Below are 16168 nucleotides of genomic sequence, written 5' to 3' on the forward strand. Positions count from 1 at the left end.
TTCGCGCTCTCGATCCGGAATTCGCGCCAACATCTATGCAACCCCGTCCCCAACGGTCGGCCGATGGCAACGCTCGAGCGGCTTCGCGTGTATCCGATCAAGGGACTCTCGGGGATCGACGTCGAATCGGCACGGATCCTCGAGGGCGGAACGCTGGCGCACGACCGGGAGTTCGCGCTCTTCGATGCGGACGGCGAGGTGATAAACGGCAAACGGACCGACCGCGTCCACGATCTGTCGGTCGAGTTCGATCCGGGGACCGCGGTCGTGACCGTCGAGGACACGGCCACCGGGGAAGACACGGCGACCGGGGGCGGTTCGAAACGGTTCGATCTGGACGACGAGACCGATCGAGATCGGGCCGAGCGATGGTTCGGCTCCGTCTTCGACCTCGAGGTGGCCCTCGAGCGCGACCGCTCGCTGGGATACGTCGACCGACGGGAGATGGGCCCCTCCGTGGTCTCGACGGCCACCCTTGAGACGCTCGCGTCGTGGTTCGAGGACATGACCGTCGAGAGCGCGAGACGACGGCTCCGAGCCAACGTCGAGATATCCGGCGTCCCCGCGTTCTTCGAGGACCGGTTCGTCGGCGAGGACGCGCCCGCGCTCTCCGTCGGCGACGTTCGGATCGAGGGAGTCACGCCGTGTGGACGCTGTGTGGTCCCCCAGCGCGACCCCGACTCCGGCGAGGAGACGCCCGACTTCCGCGAGCGTTTCCTCGAGAAACGCCGGGAGACCTTCCCCTCGTGGGCGGACCCGGACGCGTTCGATCACTACTACACGCTGATGATCATCGGCGCGATCCCGGAGTCCGACCGCGGCGGGAAGCTTTCGGTCGGCGATCCGGTCGCGGTCGTCGACGAATCCGGAACCGAGGTCGGGGTTGACGGGGCCGAGGACGGAGACGGGAGCGAGGACGGGGACGGGAGCGAGGACGGTGACGAGGACGAGGACCGATCCGCGCGGACCCATCGGTAGCTCTTTTTGACGCGACGGAGTAGGATTCGCGGTATGACTGGCCATGGAACATTCGACTACGCCGGCGAGTCGGCGATCGTCACCGGCTCCACGAAGGGTATCGGACGGGGCATCGCGAAGGGACTCGCCGAGGCGGACGCGAACGTCGTCGTCAACTCCCGGACCGAATCCGACGTTCGCGAGACGGCCGAGGAGCTCTCCGAGTGCGGGGCGGGCGAAGTTATCGGCGTCGCGGCGGACATGGGCGTCCCCGAGGAGATAGAGGGCCTCGTCGACGAGGCGATCGAGGCGTTCGGGGAGATCGACCTCCTCGTGAACAACGCCGCGGTCTGGCCGCGGGAGGGAACCCTCGTCGAGTCGTCGATCGACCAGTGGGACATGGCGATGGACGTCAACGTGCGGGCGCAGTACTACGCCTCGAAGCTCGTCGCCGAGCACATGATCGACCACGACGTGGCGGGGAACATCATCAACCACACGAGCCAGGCCGGCGACAGGCGGACGGACGCCTTCGGCCTCTACGGCATCTCGAAGACCGCGATCAAGGGGCTGACCTGGCGAATGGCCCAGGAGCTCGCCGAGGAGGGCATCCGGATGAACGCCATCTCGACGGACGTCACGGAGACCTACCAGACGCGCCACGAGGCGGAGATGGAGGCGGCCGAGGACCCCGATCGGACCGCCGAGGAGATCCTGCAAGCGCGCGGCGAGGCGCGGCCGATCGGTCGGCTCGGACAGCCCGAGGACCTCGCGGACGCCGTGTTGTTCCTCGCGAGCGACAGGGCCTCCTACGTCGTCGGCGACATCCTCCGCGTGAGCGGCGGCGGCAACCTGGAGTGATTCCATGCGATTCGTCGATACACACACCCACACGTGGGGACCCGACACCGACGAGCTGCCGTGGCCGGCCGAGCTGCTCCCGCCGGGGTGGGAGGGACCGTACACGGTCCACCAGCTGATCGCGGACATGGACGCGGCGAGCGTCGACGAGAGCGTGATGGTCACGACCCCGCTTTACGGGCGCGGGATCCGCGCGAACGAGTACACGATGCGGTCGATCGAGGCGTACCCCGACCGCCTGTGGGGCGTCGGGCTCATGGACTTCTTCCGGGACGATCCCGAGCAGGTGCGCGCGGATCTGCGGCGCGTCGTGGGACACGACCGGATGCTCGGCGTTCGGATGCACGCCTGTTTGACCTACGAGGAGCACTCCTCCGAGCTCGATCGGACCGCCGACTGGATCCTCGATCCGGAACTCGAACCGGCGTGGTCCGAGGCGGCACGCCAGGACGCCGCCGTCTTCATCTTCCCGAAGGCGGAGCAGCTCTCGATGATCGGGACGCTCGCCGATCGCCATCCCGACGTCACGATCGTCGTCGACCACATGGCGTATCCGGACGAGCGGACGGATCCAAGCGAGGAACCCTGGACCGACTTCGAGACGCTCGCCGAACATCCGAACGTGGCGGTGAAGGTCAGCTCGCTCCCCCGTTCGAGCGAGACGGGCTGGCCCTACGAGGACCTGTGGGAGTACCTGCGGCGGCTCCTCGAGTGGTTCGGTCCCGAGCGGCTGATGCTCGGATCGGATTACCCCTGGATGGACGGCTGGGCGAGCTACGAGGAGTGTCTAAACTGGATCGAGGAGGTGACGTTCCTGTCGTCGCGTGACCTCTCGTACCTCTCCCGGCGGAGCTTCGAGCGCGTTCACGGCGTCGACGTCGGTTGAGACGGTCTCAGGCGCTCACGGCGTCGCCGGACTCGTCCTCCTCGGATCGTCCGTCCTCCTCGACCCGCTCGTCCTCCGGGAGTCCGGCGATCATCCGGCTCACGATCTCCTCCCTGTCGACGTCGCTGTCCTCGATGACGCCCGCGTCCTGGCCGTGATAGAGGACCTGGATCCGGTCCGCGGCGCGACGGACGTAATCGAGGTTGTGCGAGATGAGGATGATGGAGATGCCCTGGTCCTGCATCCGACCGATGAGGTCGAGCACCCGGTCCGCGCCCTCGACCGAGAGCGCGCTCGTGGGCTCGTCCATGATGACGATCTTCGGTTCCGAAAGCAGCGTTCTTGAGATGGCCACGAGCTGGCGTTCCCCGCCCGAGAGGTTCGAGACCTTGGCGTCGACGTCGACGTCGATCTCGAGGTCCTCGAGCAGCTCGCGAGCGCGCTCGCGCATCGAGCCCTTGTCGAGGATCCCCAGGATCGAGTCCGGCCCGGTGACCTGCTCGCGCCCGAGGAAGATGTTCTGGGCGACGGTGAGGTTTCCGGCCACCGCGAGGTCCTGGAACGTCGTTTCGATCCCGCGGCGTTTGGCGTCCCGGGGCGATTCGATGGTCACGACCTCCCCGTCGATCCGAATCGTCCCGGAGTCGGGGCGGAGCGCGCCCGCGAGACACTTGATGAGCGTCGACTTCCCGGCGCCGTTGTCGCCCGCGAGCGCGAGCACCTCGTTCCGTCGAAGCCGAAGCGTGACGTCCTCGAGCGCGACGACCTCGCCGAACCGTTTCGATATGCCCTCCATCTCGACGATGTGGTCGGTCGGCCGACCGTCTCCCGATTCCATGGTGGTAGGTCATGACGTGTCGATAAAAGGGTTCTGTCACGCGCCCGAACTCGCCGTTCGTCCCGGGCCGCACCCCTGGCCTCTCGGACCGCGGCCCCGTCCGTCCCGGACCGCCTCCCGAGGATCCAACCCATCCGGAAACCGTCTTCCAAAGGTATAATATATCGCCGTGGAAAGCGATGTCACATGTCCCATTCGGCGGTCGATATACGGAGGATAACCGGCCGGCTTCCATTGGATCGGATCAGTCGGTACGGTCCGATCATCGGTCTCGTCGGACTCTACGTCGCGTTCTCGGTTTTGAACGACCGATTCCTCACCGTGGGAAACCAGATGAACGTCCTGCGGCAGGTCTCGATCATCGGGATCATGGCGATCGGCGTCACCTTCCCCATCCTCTGTGCGGAGATCGACTTGAGTATCGCCCAGGTGATGGAGGTCGCGGGCTTGACGATCGCGACGCTCGCCGTGGGCGCCCGGCTCTTCGAGGACTTCCTGCTTCCGGTTCCGGTGGCGATCCTGATCGGGCTGCTGTTCGGCGCGCTCTTCGGTACGATCTCCGGATACGTCACCGCCCGGTTCGGCGTGCCGTCGTTCATGACGACGCTGGCGATGCTGTTCCTCGCCGACGGGCTCGGACTGATCGTCTCGGGGAACCGGCCGATCACCGGGCTTCCGGAGTCGCTCACCGCCATCGGCGGAGCGCGAATCCTCGGGCTTCCGAGCCTCGTCGTCGTGTTCCTCGCGCTACTGGTCGTCTCGCAGTTCATTCTCTCGTACACCAAGTTCGGACTCTACATCTACGCGATCGGCGGCGATCGCCAGTCGGCAGAGCGGATGGGGATAAACGTGATGGCGGTTCGGATGGGGACGCTCATCATCTCGGGCCTGTTCGCGGGCATCGCGGGGCTCGTGATGCTCGGTCGCCTCGGGAGCGCGGTTCCGACGATGGGCGCCAACATGCTGCTTCCGCCGATCGCCGCGGTCATCCTCGGCGGCGCCGACCTCTTCGGCGGATCGGGCAACATGATGGGGACGCTCGTCGGCGTCCTCATCCTCGGGGTGCTCCAGAACGGACTCAACCTCATGGGCGTGGGCCCGTCCGGCCAACTCGTCGCACAGGGGATCGTCTTGATGCTGGCGGTCCTCGCGAACGTCCGCAACTAGACGGTCGACACCGTTTATCGGTACGATCCCGTTCACCCGGACTACCTCACTCCCCGATCCGACCCGGAGACATCGACTGGTTCCGGCAAATCAACGGTTAGTTTCCGTGGAGCAGGGACGAACGCACGCGATCGCGATTCCGACGATCGGTCGTCCTCGTGCGACACCTCTTTTACCCGAGCGGCGAAAATAGGTAACGCATGTCACGTAACATCGACAGGCGGACGTTCATTCGCTCGGGAGCCATCGCGGGTACCGCGATGCTCGCCGGCTGTAGCGGAAACGGTGGAAACGGTGGAAACGGCGGTAATGGCGGAAACGGCGGAAACGGTAACGGCGGCGGCAACGGTGACGGTAACGGCGGCGGAAACGGCGACGGTGACTCGCCCCCGACGGTCGCGTTGGCGGTCCCGTCCCTCGAGTTCACGTTCTTCGCGCGCATGGAGAACGCGTTCAACCAGGCCATCGAGGACGGCATGATCTCCTCCGAGTCGTCGTTTTATGACGCCGGAAACTCCCAGAGCACGCAGGTCTCCCACATCGAGACCGCGGTCTCGAACGAGGTCGACCTGCTCCTGCTTTCCGCCATCACGGCCGAGGGCGTCATCAGCGCCGTCGAGGACGCCAACGACGCCGGCATCCCCATCGTCGCGATCGACCGGAACATCTCCGAGGGCGAGACCGTCTCCTACGTCGCCTCGGACAACGTCCAACTCGGCCAGCGCTCCACGGAGCTGTGTGTCGAGTTCATGGAGGACCAGGGCGACGCCGACACCTACAACGTCATCCAGCTCGAGGGCACGCCGGGCGCGAGCGTGACCAACGACCGCGGCGAGGGGTTCCAAAGCGCCGTCGACGCGAACGACTCGCTGAACAGCCTGGCGAGCCAGACCGGCGAGTTCTCCACCCAGGAGGCGTTGAGCGTGATGGAGGACTTCATCACGGAGTACGGCGACGAGATCGACGGCGTGTTCTGTCAGAACGACCTGATGGCACTCGGCGCCCAGCAGGCGCTTCAAAACTCCGATATGTCCGTGCCGATCACGGGCATCGACGGGACCGAGGCGTGGGTCGAGGAGTTCTCGGACAACGAGTACTACGGCACCATCGCACAGCTTCCCGAGGAGATGGTCACCACGGCGATCCAGACCGGTACCGACTATCTCGCCGGCGAGGACGTCGAGGACTCCATCACGGTCGAGGGGCTCGAGGTCACCCAGGAGAACGCCTCGGACTACCTGAGCGAGTACTTCGGGTAGCGTTCCCTCCCGTTTTCACTCGATATCGATCGTCGCTCCCGACTCGGCGGACGCGTAGACCGACTTGATCGTCTCGATGTCGACGAGACCGTGTTCGCCGTCGGCGTACGGCTCCGTGTCGGTCAACAGACAGTGTGCGAAGTACTCGAACTCCTCCTGCATCTGGTCGACCTGCTCGAACTCGATCGTCAGCTCCGAACCGCCGTGTGAGACGTGGAGCTTCCGTTCGTCCCACGGGTAGAACGCGGGCTCGACGCGAACCTCGCCCTCGGTTCCGGTCACCCGGATGTGACTCGACATGTGGGCGTTCTGGCTTGCGGTACAGTGTGCGACGACGTGGCCGGGGAACTCGAGCTGGAAGGCGGCGTGTTCGTCCGGGACGTCCTCGAACTCCGGCTGTACGGAGGCAACCGATCCGGAGACCGACACCGGGTCCGAATCGAGCAGATAGCGCGCGGTGTTGAGCGAGTAGATCCCGATGTCCATCGCCGCACAGCCGCCCGAGAGGTCCCAGTCCAGCCGCCACTGGTCGGGATCCGGAACCAACTCGAGGATCGGCTCGGTCATGTTGCCGTGGACGAAGACGGGATCGCCGACGTACCCCTCCTCGATCAGGTCTCGCGCACGGCGGACCGCGGGCTCCGTGTGCATCCGGTAGGCGATCATCAAGGTGACGTCGTGGTCCGCACATCGTTCGACCATCCGTTCGGCCCGCTCGATGCTCGCCTCCATCGGCTTCTCACAGAGCACGTCCTTGCCGAGCGAGGCGGCCGTCTCCACGAACGGGAGGTGTTTCGCGTTCGGGGTCACCACGTACACCGCGTCGTAGGCGTCGGCGGCGACGCCCTCGTGGAACTGCTCGTAGGTGATCGCGTGCTCGACCGTCTCCGAGTCGTCGGCGACCGATGCGGCCTTCTCCGTGTCGCCGCTCACGAGCACGGTCGTCTCACACAGCTCCGCGGCCGCGACCGCCGGCATCGCCTGCTCGCGGGTCCACCATCCCACGCCGATCATGGCGATTCGGACGGGGTCGTCCGTCTCGGTCACGGTCTGCCAGTCGCGTCGATCGAACTCCTCCGTCAGCGCGTCAAGCTCCATGTTCGCCATTCGTCGGGCGATCGGCAAAGAGCTACCGGGAATCGACGACGGACGCGCTCGCCCGGCATTCTGCGAGTCCCGGGTGGACGGCGTGAGAGTCCGACCGTCGCGCTTTAGGCGTCCCGAGCGTCAGTGGTCGTATGAGCAATCGCGTCGTTCAGGGACGGATGGTAACGCCGGAGCGGCTCGCGGAGCTGATCGAGGGCGAGTCGGTGCTCGAGGCTGAGTCGATCGAGGACGCCGACCGCGAGTGTCCCGACTGCGGCGGCGACGTCGTTCGGGTTGGCTACATGCCCTCGGTCACCGCGTTCGTGACCGGCTACAAGTGCCAGGAGTGCGACTGGTCGGAGACGGACGCCGAATAGCGGCGAGGGATGCCGAGCCGGCTGGACGGGACGTCGAGCGGGATCGATCGGCCGACCACACCACATCGACGTCCGTCGATCGCCGTTCGATCGAAACCCCTTTAGAGTCAGATGGTGAACGCTCGGATGCGAGATCACGAGGGGCTGTGGCCAAGCCAGGCATGGCGACTGACTCCAGAGGTGACGCCCGGTGACGAACTCCGGACTGATATTCCGAGCGGACGACTGATCATCGCCCGCGTTGACGACGTTCTGGAGTACCGAGGCAGCCGGAGATATCAGTCGATCGGGGGTTCAAATCCCTCCGGCCCCATACCGGTCTTTACTCTAACTGTTTCGTTCTGAGAGGTCACTACTTAATCCAATAGAGTTCTTTAATCGAAAGAAGTAGGTCGTATGATTGATGTAGCACGAGGACGTCCGTGCTGCACCGCTGGATCGTTTCCGGGCGCAGCTCGTCGCGGCCGCGTCAATGTCCACCGCGACCGGGTCGGGTTTTTGTTCGTCCGGCCACAACGATGGGTATGAAGTTCGACTTCACACGGTCGGTGGTTCCACTCGTCGTGATCGTCGCCGTCGCGACGGTCGCGCTCACGAACGTGATGACCTCCTCGACGGTCTTCATGATGGTCCTGCCCTCGATGATCGTCTTCTCGATCATCGCGTTCTTCCTCGGGATGAAACACGGCGAGTTCCGCGCCAGCCCGTAGTACCCCGGCTCGATCGCTGATTCCGCGGGAGCAGGGTCGATGCTCGCTCCGAGGGATCGAAGCTCCCTCCGCCGACACCGAGTAACTCGCCCCGCTGACCCGTCGAGCCGGCACGTCGTGGCCTTTTCGGGGGCGAGCCCTGCTCGACGTGGACCGTATATCCTACCGCCGTCTGACCCGCACCTTCACCGCTCCGTCCGGTCGCAGCGTGATCGACGGCGAGAACGACAGCTCGTCGGTCACGGGTTCGAACTCCCACTCCTGTGCGATCGTGGCGAGTACCAGCCGCGCCTCCAGCTTGGCGAGGTTCTCGCCGATACAGCGCCGTGGCCCGCCACCGAAGGGGAAGTACGCAAAGCGCGGGAGCGAGTCGCGGAACTCCTCGCTCCACCGCCCCGGCCGGAACGCGCCGGGGGCTTCGTAGAACCGAGGATCACGATGGAGTACCCACTGTTGTACCGTCACTACGGTTCCCTCGGAGAGCTCGTAGCCGTCGAGTTCGACCGGTTCCGTGGTTTCGCGTACCAGACTCTGTACCGGCGGGTACACGCGCATTCCCTCCCTGATCGTCCGTTTCGTATACGGCAACTCCTCGACGACGTCCATCGACAGCGGGCCCCCGTTCACCTTCTCGTCGAGTTCGGCTCGCAGCCGATCCGCTTGCTCGGGGTTCGTTGCCAGCAGGAAGAGGGTGTAACTCAACGCGAGCGCGGTCGTCTCGTGGCCCGCCAACAGCAGCGTCACCACCTCGTCTTTTATCTGCTCCTCGTCGATCCCCTCCACACGTGATTTCGCCTGCAGGAGCCGCGAGACCACGTCGTCTCCGTCGGCGTCGTGCGCCTCGACGATCTCCGATGCGATCGCATAGAGCGTCGAGAGCGCGTGTTTGTACCGCCGGTTGCCGGGCGTCGGGACGCTATCGGGAATCTCGATGGGACGCTCGAGTCGTTTCTCCGACCGGTTCATCACCGCCTCGAGGGCGTCGGCGATGTTGGACTCGTACTCCCGAATGTCCACGTCGAACAGGGCCTTCGCCGTGATCTCGACGGTGAGGTGCATCATGTCCGCGTGGATGTCCCGGACCTCGCCGTCGCGCCAGTCCGTCAGTAACCGCTCGGTGTATTCGACGATCAGCGGCGTGTAGTCCGCGAGTGCCTCGGGATGGAAGGCCGGCTGCATCCGGTGACGCTGTTGTCGCCAGAGTTCGCCTTCGCTGATCAACAGGCCGTCGCCGATGATCGGGTTGAGAATCCGTCGATACTCCTCTCCTTTGTGGAACCTGTCGTTCTGGTGGACCAACACCTGCTCGACGAGGTCGGGATCGCTCAACTGGTAAAACTCCCTCCCGCCGAGTGTGTACCGTGCGATCGGCCCGTACTCGCGTGCCACCTCCTCGTAGAACGACAGCGGATCGGACGCGAACTGGTAGATGTTCCCCACAAACGGGAGGCCCGACGGGCCCGATGGTTCGCCACCTCGTTCCGTTCCCTTGCGATCGTCCACGATGCGTAGTGTGTCGGCACTCGTTACAATATAATTTGCCCATGTTCCTCTCCGAGCGCGGCATGTCGTCGAATCCGTTCGTTTCGGCGAGTTCGAAATGGCGGTGAGTCCGGGCGGTTCGACGAGTCCGGAGGAAACGGTCAGTGGGCTCCCGACCGTCACCCGTGAGACGTCCCCGTCTCGATCGTCTCCGACTCGTAGTCGATCCCGGCCTCGTCGAGAAACGACTCCAGCGTGGACATTCCGCGATCGAAGTCGAATCCGACGCCGTCGATGTGGGGGTTCCCGTTCTCGGTCGGCTCGAGCTCCCAGTGTGCGTGGAGTTCGATCCGGTCGTCGTCGCCGCGCCAGCCGCGGAGGTGGGTCTGCCACCAACGGTAGGTCGTCCCCTCGACCGTCTCGCGTTCGTACACGACACGGGCGAGATTCAAGACCTCGCCGCGTTCGTAATAGGAGAACTCCCAGTTCGGCGCGAAGCTGTACGCGCCGAGTTCCGCCTCGAGATCATCGACGGTCCGATCGACGACCAGGTACTCCCCGGACGGCCGCGGTGCCGTGAAAAGCGCTTTCCGCAGCTGGCGATAGCCGGTCCGAACGGCGTCGAACGGCACGTGAACGACGTCCCAGAGGTCGACTCCCGTCATCTTCCGCTCGACGAACGACGGGACGTCGGAGCCGACGCGAGCGTCGGGGTGGGTGTCGAGGCGAACGTTGGAGTGAGCGTCGAGGCAAACGCTGGGGTGAGCGTCGAGGAGATCTCGGCTCCCGTACGTATCCACTTCGTGTGCATAGGTACCATTGATCTCGAACTCACTTAGGGCTTCGTTCCCGGACCGCGAGTTCACGGCGGCAGGCTCACGCGCCGTTCGAGCACGTACGAGTATCTCGAGTCGGCCGTCCACTCCTCGACGCTCGTCTCGTGGACGCGGCCCGAGGAGTACACGCGCTCGTCGTCGAAGGCGATCACGTGTCGCGGCCAGGGGTAGGGCCACTCCCAACAGAACCCGAGCCCGACGTCGTCGCGGTCGTGTGCGGCCGCCCACGAGAGCGCGACGAGCGCGTAATCCTCACAGTCACCGCGACCGGTCTCGACGCACTCGCGCGGACGCCGCGCGAAATCACGAACGCCGTTCCAGGGGTCCTCCCGCCAGGAGTACTCCGAGCGCGACCACTCGAGGAGGTCGAAGGACTGCCACCAGTCGTCGCGGTCGACGTAGCGGGCGGGCGCGATGAACGTGAACGGCGTCCAGCGACGGACGTCCATGGACGTCCATACGCTCGCCGAGGGTAATAGTGTGGGTGGTGTTCTCACCCACCAAGGATGTGCGGGGTTCGCCGACGCGGCACGAAGTCACCACGTCACGGGGTCGTTCAGTCGGACTCCTCGCGCATATCCGGGGGGAGGAGGTTCGGGATGCCGTCCTCGATCGGATAGACCTCGCCGCAGTCGCTACAGGTGAGCGTTCCCTCGAGGATCTCCTCGTCCGTGCGGTCCTCGACGTCGAGCTCCAGATCGTGTTTGTCGAGCGGACAGCAGACGACGTCCAGAAGCGACTCCTTCATGCCCGGCGGTACGCGAAGGGACGCAAAAAGCCTGCGGGTTGGCCCTCACTCGTCCGACGAAAACGGGTTCGCGAGCTCGATCGTCTCCTCGCGGCCCGGCCCGACGCCGACGGCGTAGACGGGCGCTTCGACCTCCTCGCTCACGTACTCGAGGTACGCCCTCGTTCCCTCCGGAAGCGCGTCGTATCCTTCGCGTGCGACGGCCCCGGAGTCGAACTCCGGCCAGGGATCGAACTCGCGGAAGACCGGCTCACACCGACCCCACTCCTCGGTGGTCGCGGGCATGACCTCGAGCCGCTCGCCGTCGAGCTCGTAGGCGTGACAGACCTTCAGCTCGTCGAGCCCGGCGAGGACGTCGACGTGATTGACGGCGATCCCCGTGAATCCGGAGACCCGGGAGGCGTGTCTGAGCATCGGCACGTCGAGCCAGCCGATCCGACGCGGCCTGCCGGTGACGGTGCCGAACTCCCCGCCCTTCTCGCGGATGAAGTCCGCGAGTTCCTCCTCGCGGTCGGTCGCGTCGAGTTCGGTCGGGAGCGGGCCGGTTCCGACCCGCGAGAGGTAGGCCTTCACGATCCCGACGACCTCGCCTTGCCCGACGACCGTCGGACCGACGCCGGAGCCGACCGCGGCGCCGCCGGCGGTGGGGTTCGAGGACGTGACGTACGGGTAGATCCCGTGGTCGATGTCGATGGAGGTCCCCTGTGCGCCCTCGAACATGATCCGGTCGCCGGCCGACCGGCGGGCGTGGAGGAACCGCGAACAGTTGATCGCCATCTCACCGGCGGCGAGCCGCTCGCCGTATTCGACGTACTCCGACACGAGCGCGTCGACGTCGAAGGCATCGGCGCGATCGCTCCCCTCGAGGTCGAGCCCGTAGATGTCCTCGGCGATCGCCCGCTTTTGGGGCACGACGTATTCGAGGCGCTCGCGAAGCACCTCCGGGTCGAGCAGGTCGCCGATCCGGATCCCGCGTCGGCCGGCCTTGTCCTCGTAGGTCGGGCCGATGCCGCGGCCGGTCGTGCCGGCGTCGAGGTCCGAATCCGACTTCGCCTCCTCCTCGATCCCGTCGAGCACGCGGTGGTACGGCAGGATCGCGTGTGCGCGCTTGGCGACGCGGACGTCCGGATCGAGTCCCCGCTCGCGCAGGCCGTCGATCTCCTCGAAGAGCGTTCGTGGGTTGACGACACAGCCGTTTCCGAGGACGCCGACCTTGTCGCGAACGGCGCCGCTCGGCACTAACGATAACTTGTACTCGTCGCCGCCCTGGACGACGGTGTGGCCGGCGTTGTCGCCGCCCTGATAACGGACGATCACGTCCGCGTCCCCTCCCCACCGGTCGACGAGGGCGCCTTTCCCCTCGTCTCCAAGCTGGGAGCCGACGATGGTGACAGTCATACACCCGCCATTCTACAGGCCCTGCTAAACCGATTACGGTCCGGACCGGTGACCCGAAGCTCGCCGGAGCCGGCTCCGGATCCGTTCCCCGCCGCTCACCCGCCGGTGTCGTACTTGTAGGTCGCGGAGTCCGGATCGATGCCGAAGTCCTCCGGCGACTCCTCCGATTCGGAGCCGTCGGTCTCCTCCGGCGCGGCGTCCTTGAACGCCTTGCGGGCACCGGACGGGATCTCGAAGTCGTCGACGTCGAGCCGCAGCGCGACCACGTCCTCGTCCACGGTCGAGCGCTTCTCCGCGAGACGCTCGCCGAGGCGGTCGGGGAGGGTGTCGTCGTCCACGCGATCGAAACCGAACCGCTCGAGGTAGCCCGGCTGGTCGGTGAGCGTGTAGACGGTCGAGAACTCCTCGGCGTCAGCGGTTTCGACGAGCCGTTCGATCACGTGCGCGCCGACGCCCTGGTTGCGCCAGGCCTCCAGGACGCCGATCCCCGTGAGCTCACAGAGTTCGGGGTCGCCTTTGTGGATCCGGAGCCGCCCGAAGCCGACGCGTTCGTTCGACTCCTCGTCGACCGCGATGACGTAATCGCGCGACCGGAAGGCGGCGTCGTCGAGGCCCATGTCCTCGATGTGGTCCAGAAGCCACGCCTCATCGCGGTTCTTGGCGTCGCGGACGTACATACCCGACCTAAGCGTCCCCACCGTGAAAACCGTTCCCCGGATCCGGGCCCGAATTCGCCATCGCTCCCAGTGACGACGACGTTTCCATCACCCATCGCCGTCACCTGCTGCCGTCGCCGTCAATCCGGAGGCTGGCGCCGACGACGACGCGGCCGGGGGCGCCGGGGACACAAGAACTAATGGACCCGACCGCCTCGGTCGTGGCGTCATGTCGACCCCCACGATCCGGTCCGTCGAGACCGTCCCGCTCCGGTCCACCCTGGAGGAACCGTTCGGCTACGCCCAGGCGTGGGTCGGCGAGCGAACCGCCCTGCTGGTCCGCATCGAGGCCGACGACGGAACCGTCGGCTGGGGCGAGTGCTGGGGTCCGATCGCCGGCACGCGCGAGACGATCACGGACCTCCTCGCGCCGATGATCGAGGGCGAGGACCCGACTGCCGTCCGACGGCTCCACCGCGAGATGTACGATGCGACCCGGGCGGCCTACCAGTCGATCGTCCCGCTGCCCGCGATAAGCGGCGTCGACGTCGCGCTTTGGGACCTCCGGGGGAAGCTCGCCGGCGAGTCCGTCGCCTCGCTGCTCGGCGGCCGCCGCCGTGAGGACGTCCGCGCGTACGCGACCGGCCACTACTTCAAACACGACGCGTCGCTCGCGGAGCAGTACGACCGCATCGCCGCGGAGGCGGCCGAAAACGCCGATCGACTTGGCGCCGTCAAGGCGAAGATCGGCCTCTCGCACGTCGGGTACGGACCAGAGGAGGACATCGAACTCGTCCGTCGGATCCGCGAGGCGGTCGGCGAGGACGTCCACGTGATGGCCGACGCCAACTACGCCTACGACGCCGCGACGGCCCGCCGCGTCGGTCGGGCCCTGGAGGACCTCGACGTCTACTGGTTCGAGGAGCCGGTCCCGCCGGAGGACCACGACGGCTACGCCGCCCTCAGCGACGCCCTCGACGTCCGGGTCACGGGCGGGGAGTGTCACACGCCCGCGGAGATCGCGGACCTCCTCGCCGCCGGCGCCCTCGATATCGTTCAGCCCGACGTCTGCAACGTCGGCGGGCTCTCCTCGGCGTCGGACGTCGCGACGCGGGCGGAAGCCGCCGGGACTCCCGTCGTCCCCCACGTCTGGGGAACCCCGGTCGCCATCGCCGCGAGCCTCCAGCTCATCGCGACGTTCGACGGGCAGGCGGAGCCCTGGCTCGAGTTCGACAACTCCTCGAACCCGCTTCGCGAGGACCTCGGCATCGGCGGATTCGACGTAAGCGACGACGGACGCGTCTCCGTCCCCGACGGACCCGGCCTCGGCATCGAGATCGACCGGGGCGGGCTGGAGAAACATCGGATCGAGGAGTGAGACTCGGGATCTCGAACGTCGGTTTCTCCCGTTATCTCCCGTGACGGCGTCAGACGCTCGCAATACCCCAAAACGTCAAACATTACGTATCTCTCAGTTGTCCGTTCAACCACAACGACAGGCAACACGGGCGATCGGGGGGACACGTCGGGGGAACGGAAGTCGTAACCGGACCTTCGCGTGCGATCGACTTTCTCGCGATCCTTCGACAGCCCGTTGTACGAATCATGAATCCGAAACAACTCTTCATGGACGATCGAGCGGTCAGTCCGTGATCGGCGTGATTCTGATGGCCGCGATCACTGTGATCCTCGCGGCCGTGATCGGTACCTTCGTGCTCGGTCTTGGCGACGACTTGCAGGATCAACAGCCGACCTCGAGCTTCAATTTCGACTGTAATGCCGGCAACACCGGAAGCGTAGACATCACTCACACTGAGGACGATACGATCGACGCAGACACGAATACGGTTACGGTAACTGCCTCTGAAGGTTGCATAGCCTCACCGGACACTGGCAGTAACCAGTGGCCAGCGGAAGAGATTTCTGCGGGAACGTCACGCACGTTCAACCATGATGCTGGATCTCGGTCTGGCCAAACCGTGAACGTCAACTGGGAATCCTCCTCCGGCGGATCCTCAGCCACGCTCGCCTCGGACACCGCGCCCGAATAGCTAACTCGCTTTCGGGTCACTCTTGACCCACTTTTTTCACACTCGCCAGAACCATCTCCGTCCCTACGGATCCTCTCAAGAACCCCGCCTCAAACCGGCACGTCCTCGGGTCCGATCGACTCCCGCTCCGGTCCCTCGCCGATCGACACGTCGCCGTCGGACTCGCTCGCTTCGTCGCCGGGCGGTCGCAACACGATCGTCGCCCCGCAGGTCAACGGCGCGATCAGTCCCGCGACCACGGTTCCCGGCCTGGCCAGGGAGTCGCGGACGACGACGCGGGAGTCCGGATCGAGCCCGTAGCGTTCCACGAGGCTTGCCGACGCCGAGAGCGCCTCGCCGTGGGTGACGCTCCGGCCCTCGCCGCGATCGGCGTCGGGAGCAGTACTCACAACCAGCGGATCGTCGGGGTCGAGGTCGGTCGGCGGGAACGCGGGGTTCTCGCTCCAGACGTCCGACTCCCAGTGGGTGATTCGCGGGTCCTCGGGCGGGTCGCCGACGGCGACGATCCGGGTCCCCGGCGACGCGTCGAGGGACTCGGCCTCGGCGGTTGGCACGACGAGCGCCCGCGCGCCCGCGTCTCGGCTGGCGGGGACGTCGAACCGAACGTGTGCGCCGAGGAGTCCGGCGCCGAGGAACGCGAGGACCGAGGGCAGGTCGGCGACGGGAGCGATTCCCACCTCGCTGCCGTGGCGGACGCCCTCGTGGCGAAGCGCGTTGCCGCCGCGGTAGGCGTTCGTGATCACCTCGCGGTAGCTCCGCTCGCGTCCGTCCGCGGTCACGAGCGCGAGGTCGTCGCTGCGTCGATCGCGGGCCAGCACGTCCGCGAGCGTCTCCATGCCGGACACTCGCGGCGAGG

Annotated in this window: 19 protein-coding genes and 1 tRNA gene; 11 read left to right on the forward strand and 9 right to left on the reverse strand. The window is 66.1% G+C overall.

The window, feature by feature from the left end; all coding sequences use genetic code 11:
• The first annotated feature begins 63 nt into the window (after positions 1 to 63).
• Genes ACFQE9_RS12930 through ACFQE9_RS12940 form a run of 3 tightly spaced genes read left to right on the forward strand, consistent with a single transcriptional unit; the run spans position 64 to position 2704 of the window.
• Positions 64 to 978, forward strand: a complete 915-nt coding sequence (locus ACFQE9_RS12930; RefSeq protein WP_379745345.1) for an MOSC domain-containing protein — start codon at positions 64 to 66, stop codon at positions 976 to 978.
• A 33-nt stretch (positions 979 to 1011) separates the two neighbouring features.
• Entirely contained in the window at positions 1012 to 1818 is an 807-nt protein-coding gene (locus tag ACFQE9_RS12935; RefSeq protein ID WP_379745348.1) for an SDR family NAD(P)-dependent oxidoreductase, read from the forward strand.
• A 4-nt stretch (positions 1819 to 1822) separates the two neighbouring features.
• Positions 1823 to 2704, forward strand: a complete 882-nt coding sequence (locus ACFQE9_RS12940; RefSeq protein WP_379745351.1) for an amidohydrolase family protein — start codon at positions 1823 to 1825, stop codon at positions 2702 to 2704.
• Positions 2705 to 2711: 7 nt separating this feature from the next.
• On the opposite strand, the gene ACFQE9_RS12945 is transcribed toward ACFQE9_RS12940, so the two are convergent.
• Positions 2712 to 3542: an ATP-binding cassette domain-containing protein gene (locus ACFQE9_RS12945; RefSeq protein WP_379745354.1), complete on the reverse strand. Its 831-nt coding sequence runs from the start codon at positions 3540 to 3542 to the stop codon at positions 2712 to 2714.
• A 234-nt stretch (positions 3543 to 3776) separates the two neighbouring features.
• Between ACFQE9_RS12945 and ACFQE9_RS12950 the strand changes: the two genes are divergently transcribed.
• Entirely contained in the window at positions 3777 to 4709 is a 933-nt protein-coding gene (locus ACFQE9_RS12950) for an ABC transporter permease (RefSeq protein WP_379745357.1), read from the forward strand.
• A 200-nt stretch (positions 4710 to 4909) separates the two neighbouring features.
• On the forward strand, positions 4910 to 5968 hold the full coding sequence (locus tag ACFQE9_RS12955; protein ID WP_379745360.1) for a substrate-binding domain-containing protein: 1059 nt from the start codon (positions 4910 to 4912) through the stop codon (positions 5966 to 5968).
• A 15-nt stretch (positions 5969 to 5983) separates the two neighbouring features.
• Here the strand turns inward: ACFQE9_RS12955 and gfo6 are convergent, their stop codons facing one another.
• The gene (gene gfo6, locus ACFQE9_RS12960) at positions 5984 to 7066 is read right to left on the reverse strand and encodes a D-xylose 1-dehydrogenase Gfo6 (protein ID WP_379745363.1); all 1083 of its coding nucleotides are present in this window, start codon (positions 7064 to 7066) and stop codon (positions 5984 to 5986) included.
• 140 nt (positions 7067 to 7206) lie between these two features.
• On the opposite strand from gfo6, the gene ACFQE9_RS12965 reads away from it, so the two are divergent.
• The 3 genes from ACFQE9_RS12965 (at position 7207) to ACFQE9_RS12975 (ending at position 8141) form a co-directional block, all read left to right on the forward strand.
• Complete coding sequence (locus ACFQE9_RS12965) at positions 7207 to 7431, forward strand: DUF5795 family protein (protein WP_379745366.1); 225 nt, start codon at positions 7207 to 7209, stop codon at positions 7429 to 7431.
• A gap of 140 nt (positions 7432 to 7571) precedes the next feature.
• Positions 7572 to 7744: transfer RNA gene (locus ACFQE9_RS12970), tRNA-Trp, on the forward strand.
• Positions 7745 to 7955: 211 nt separating this feature from the next.
• The gene (locus ACFQE9_RS12975; RefSeq protein ID WP_379745369.1) at positions 7956 to 8141 is read left to right on the forward strand and encodes a DUF7333 family protein; all 186 of its coding nucleotides are present in this window, start codon (positions 7956 to 7958) and stop codon (positions 8139 to 8141) included.
• 162 nt (positions 8142 to 8303) lie between these two features.
• On the opposite strand, the gene ACFQE9_RS12980 is transcribed toward ACFQE9_RS12975, so the two are convergent.
• On the reverse strand, positions 8304 to 9644 hold the full coding sequence (locus tag ACFQE9_RS12980) for a cytochrome P450 (RefSeq protein WP_379745372.1): 1341 nt from the start codon (positions 9642 to 9644) through the stop codon (positions 8304 to 8306).
• A 158-nt stretch (positions 9645 to 9802) separates the two neighbouring features.
• Positions 9803 to 10255 carry a hypothetical protein gene (locus ACFQE9_RS12985; protein ID WP_379745375.1) on the reverse strand — a complete coding sequence of 151 codons (453 nt, stop codon included), beginning with the start codon at positions 10253 to 10255 and terminating at the stop codon, positions 9803 to 9805.
• On the opposite strand from ACFQE9_RS12985, the gene ACFQE9_RS12990 reads away from it, so the two are divergent.
• A complete protein-coding gene (locus tag ACFQE9_RS12990) occupies positions 10256 to 10462 on the forward strand; it encodes a hypothetical protein (RefSeq protein WP_379745378.1) in 207 nt (68 codons plus the stop codon). It abuts the gene before it with no gap.
• Positions 10463 to 10485: 23 nt separating this feature from the next.
• Here ACFQE9_RS12990 and ACFQE9_RS12995 read toward each other — a convergent pair whose 3' ends face one another.
• From ACFQE9_RS12995 to ACFQE9_RS13010, 4 genes are all read right to left on the reverse strand, one after another.
• A complete protein-coding gene (locus tag ACFQE9_RS12995; RefSeq protein WP_379745381.1) occupies positions 10486 to 10908 on the reverse strand; it encodes a hypothetical protein in 423 nt (140 codons plus the stop codon).
• A gap of 107 nt (positions 10909 to 11015) precedes the next feature.
• Positions 11016 to 11207: a methytransferase partner Trm112 gene (locus ACFQE9_RS13000; RefSeq protein ID WP_379745384.1), complete on the reverse strand. Its 192-nt coding sequence runs from the start codon at positions 11205 to 11207 to the stop codon at positions 11016 to 11018.
• 45 nt (positions 11208 to 11252) lie between these two features.
• Positions 11253 to 12605 carry an adenylosuccinate synthase gene (locus ACFQE9_RS13005; RefSeq protein ID WP_379745387.1) on the reverse strand — a complete coding sequence of 451 codons (1353 nt, stop codon included), beginning with the start codon at positions 12603 to 12605 and terminating at the stop codon, positions 11253 to 11255.
• 95 nt (positions 12606 to 12700) lie between these two features.
• The gene (locus ACFQE9_RS13010; protein WP_379745390.1) at positions 12701 to 13282 is read right to left on the reverse strand and encodes a GNAT family N-acetyltransferase; all 582 of its coding nucleotides are present in this window, start codon (positions 13280 to 13282) and stop codon (positions 12701 to 12703) included.
• 208 nt (positions 13283 to 13490) lie between these two features.
• Between ACFQE9_RS13010 and ACFQE9_RS13015 the strand changes: the two genes are divergently transcribed.
• Complete coding sequence (locus ACFQE9_RS13015) at positions 13491 to 14639, forward strand: mandelate racemase/muconate lactonizing enzyme family protein (RefSeq protein ID WP_379745393.1); 1149 nt, start codon at positions 13491 to 13493, stop codon at positions 14637 to 14639.
• 271 nt (positions 14640 to 14910) lie between these two features.
• Entirely contained in the window at positions 14911 to 15312 is a 402-nt protein-coding gene (locus tag ACFQE9_RS13020; RefSeq protein ID WP_379745396.1) for a type IV pilin domain-containing protein, read from the forward strand.
• A gap of 89 nt (positions 15313 to 15401) precedes the next feature.
• Here the strand turns inward: ACFQE9_RS13020 and ACFQE9_RS13025 are convergent, their stop codons facing one another.
• The gene (locus ACFQE9_RS13025; RefSeq protein ID WP_379745399.1) at positions 15402 to 16148 is read right to left on the reverse strand and encodes a hypothetical protein; all 747 of its coding nucleotides are present in this window, start codon (positions 16146 to 16148) and stop codon (positions 15402 to 15404) included.
• Positions 16149 to 16168: the final 20 nt, after the last annotated feature.

It is taken from the genome of Halopenitus salinus (assembly GCF_042662125.1).
Lineage (GTDB): Archaea > Halobacteriota > Halobacteria > Halobacteriales > Haloferacaceae > Halopenitus > Halopenitus salinus.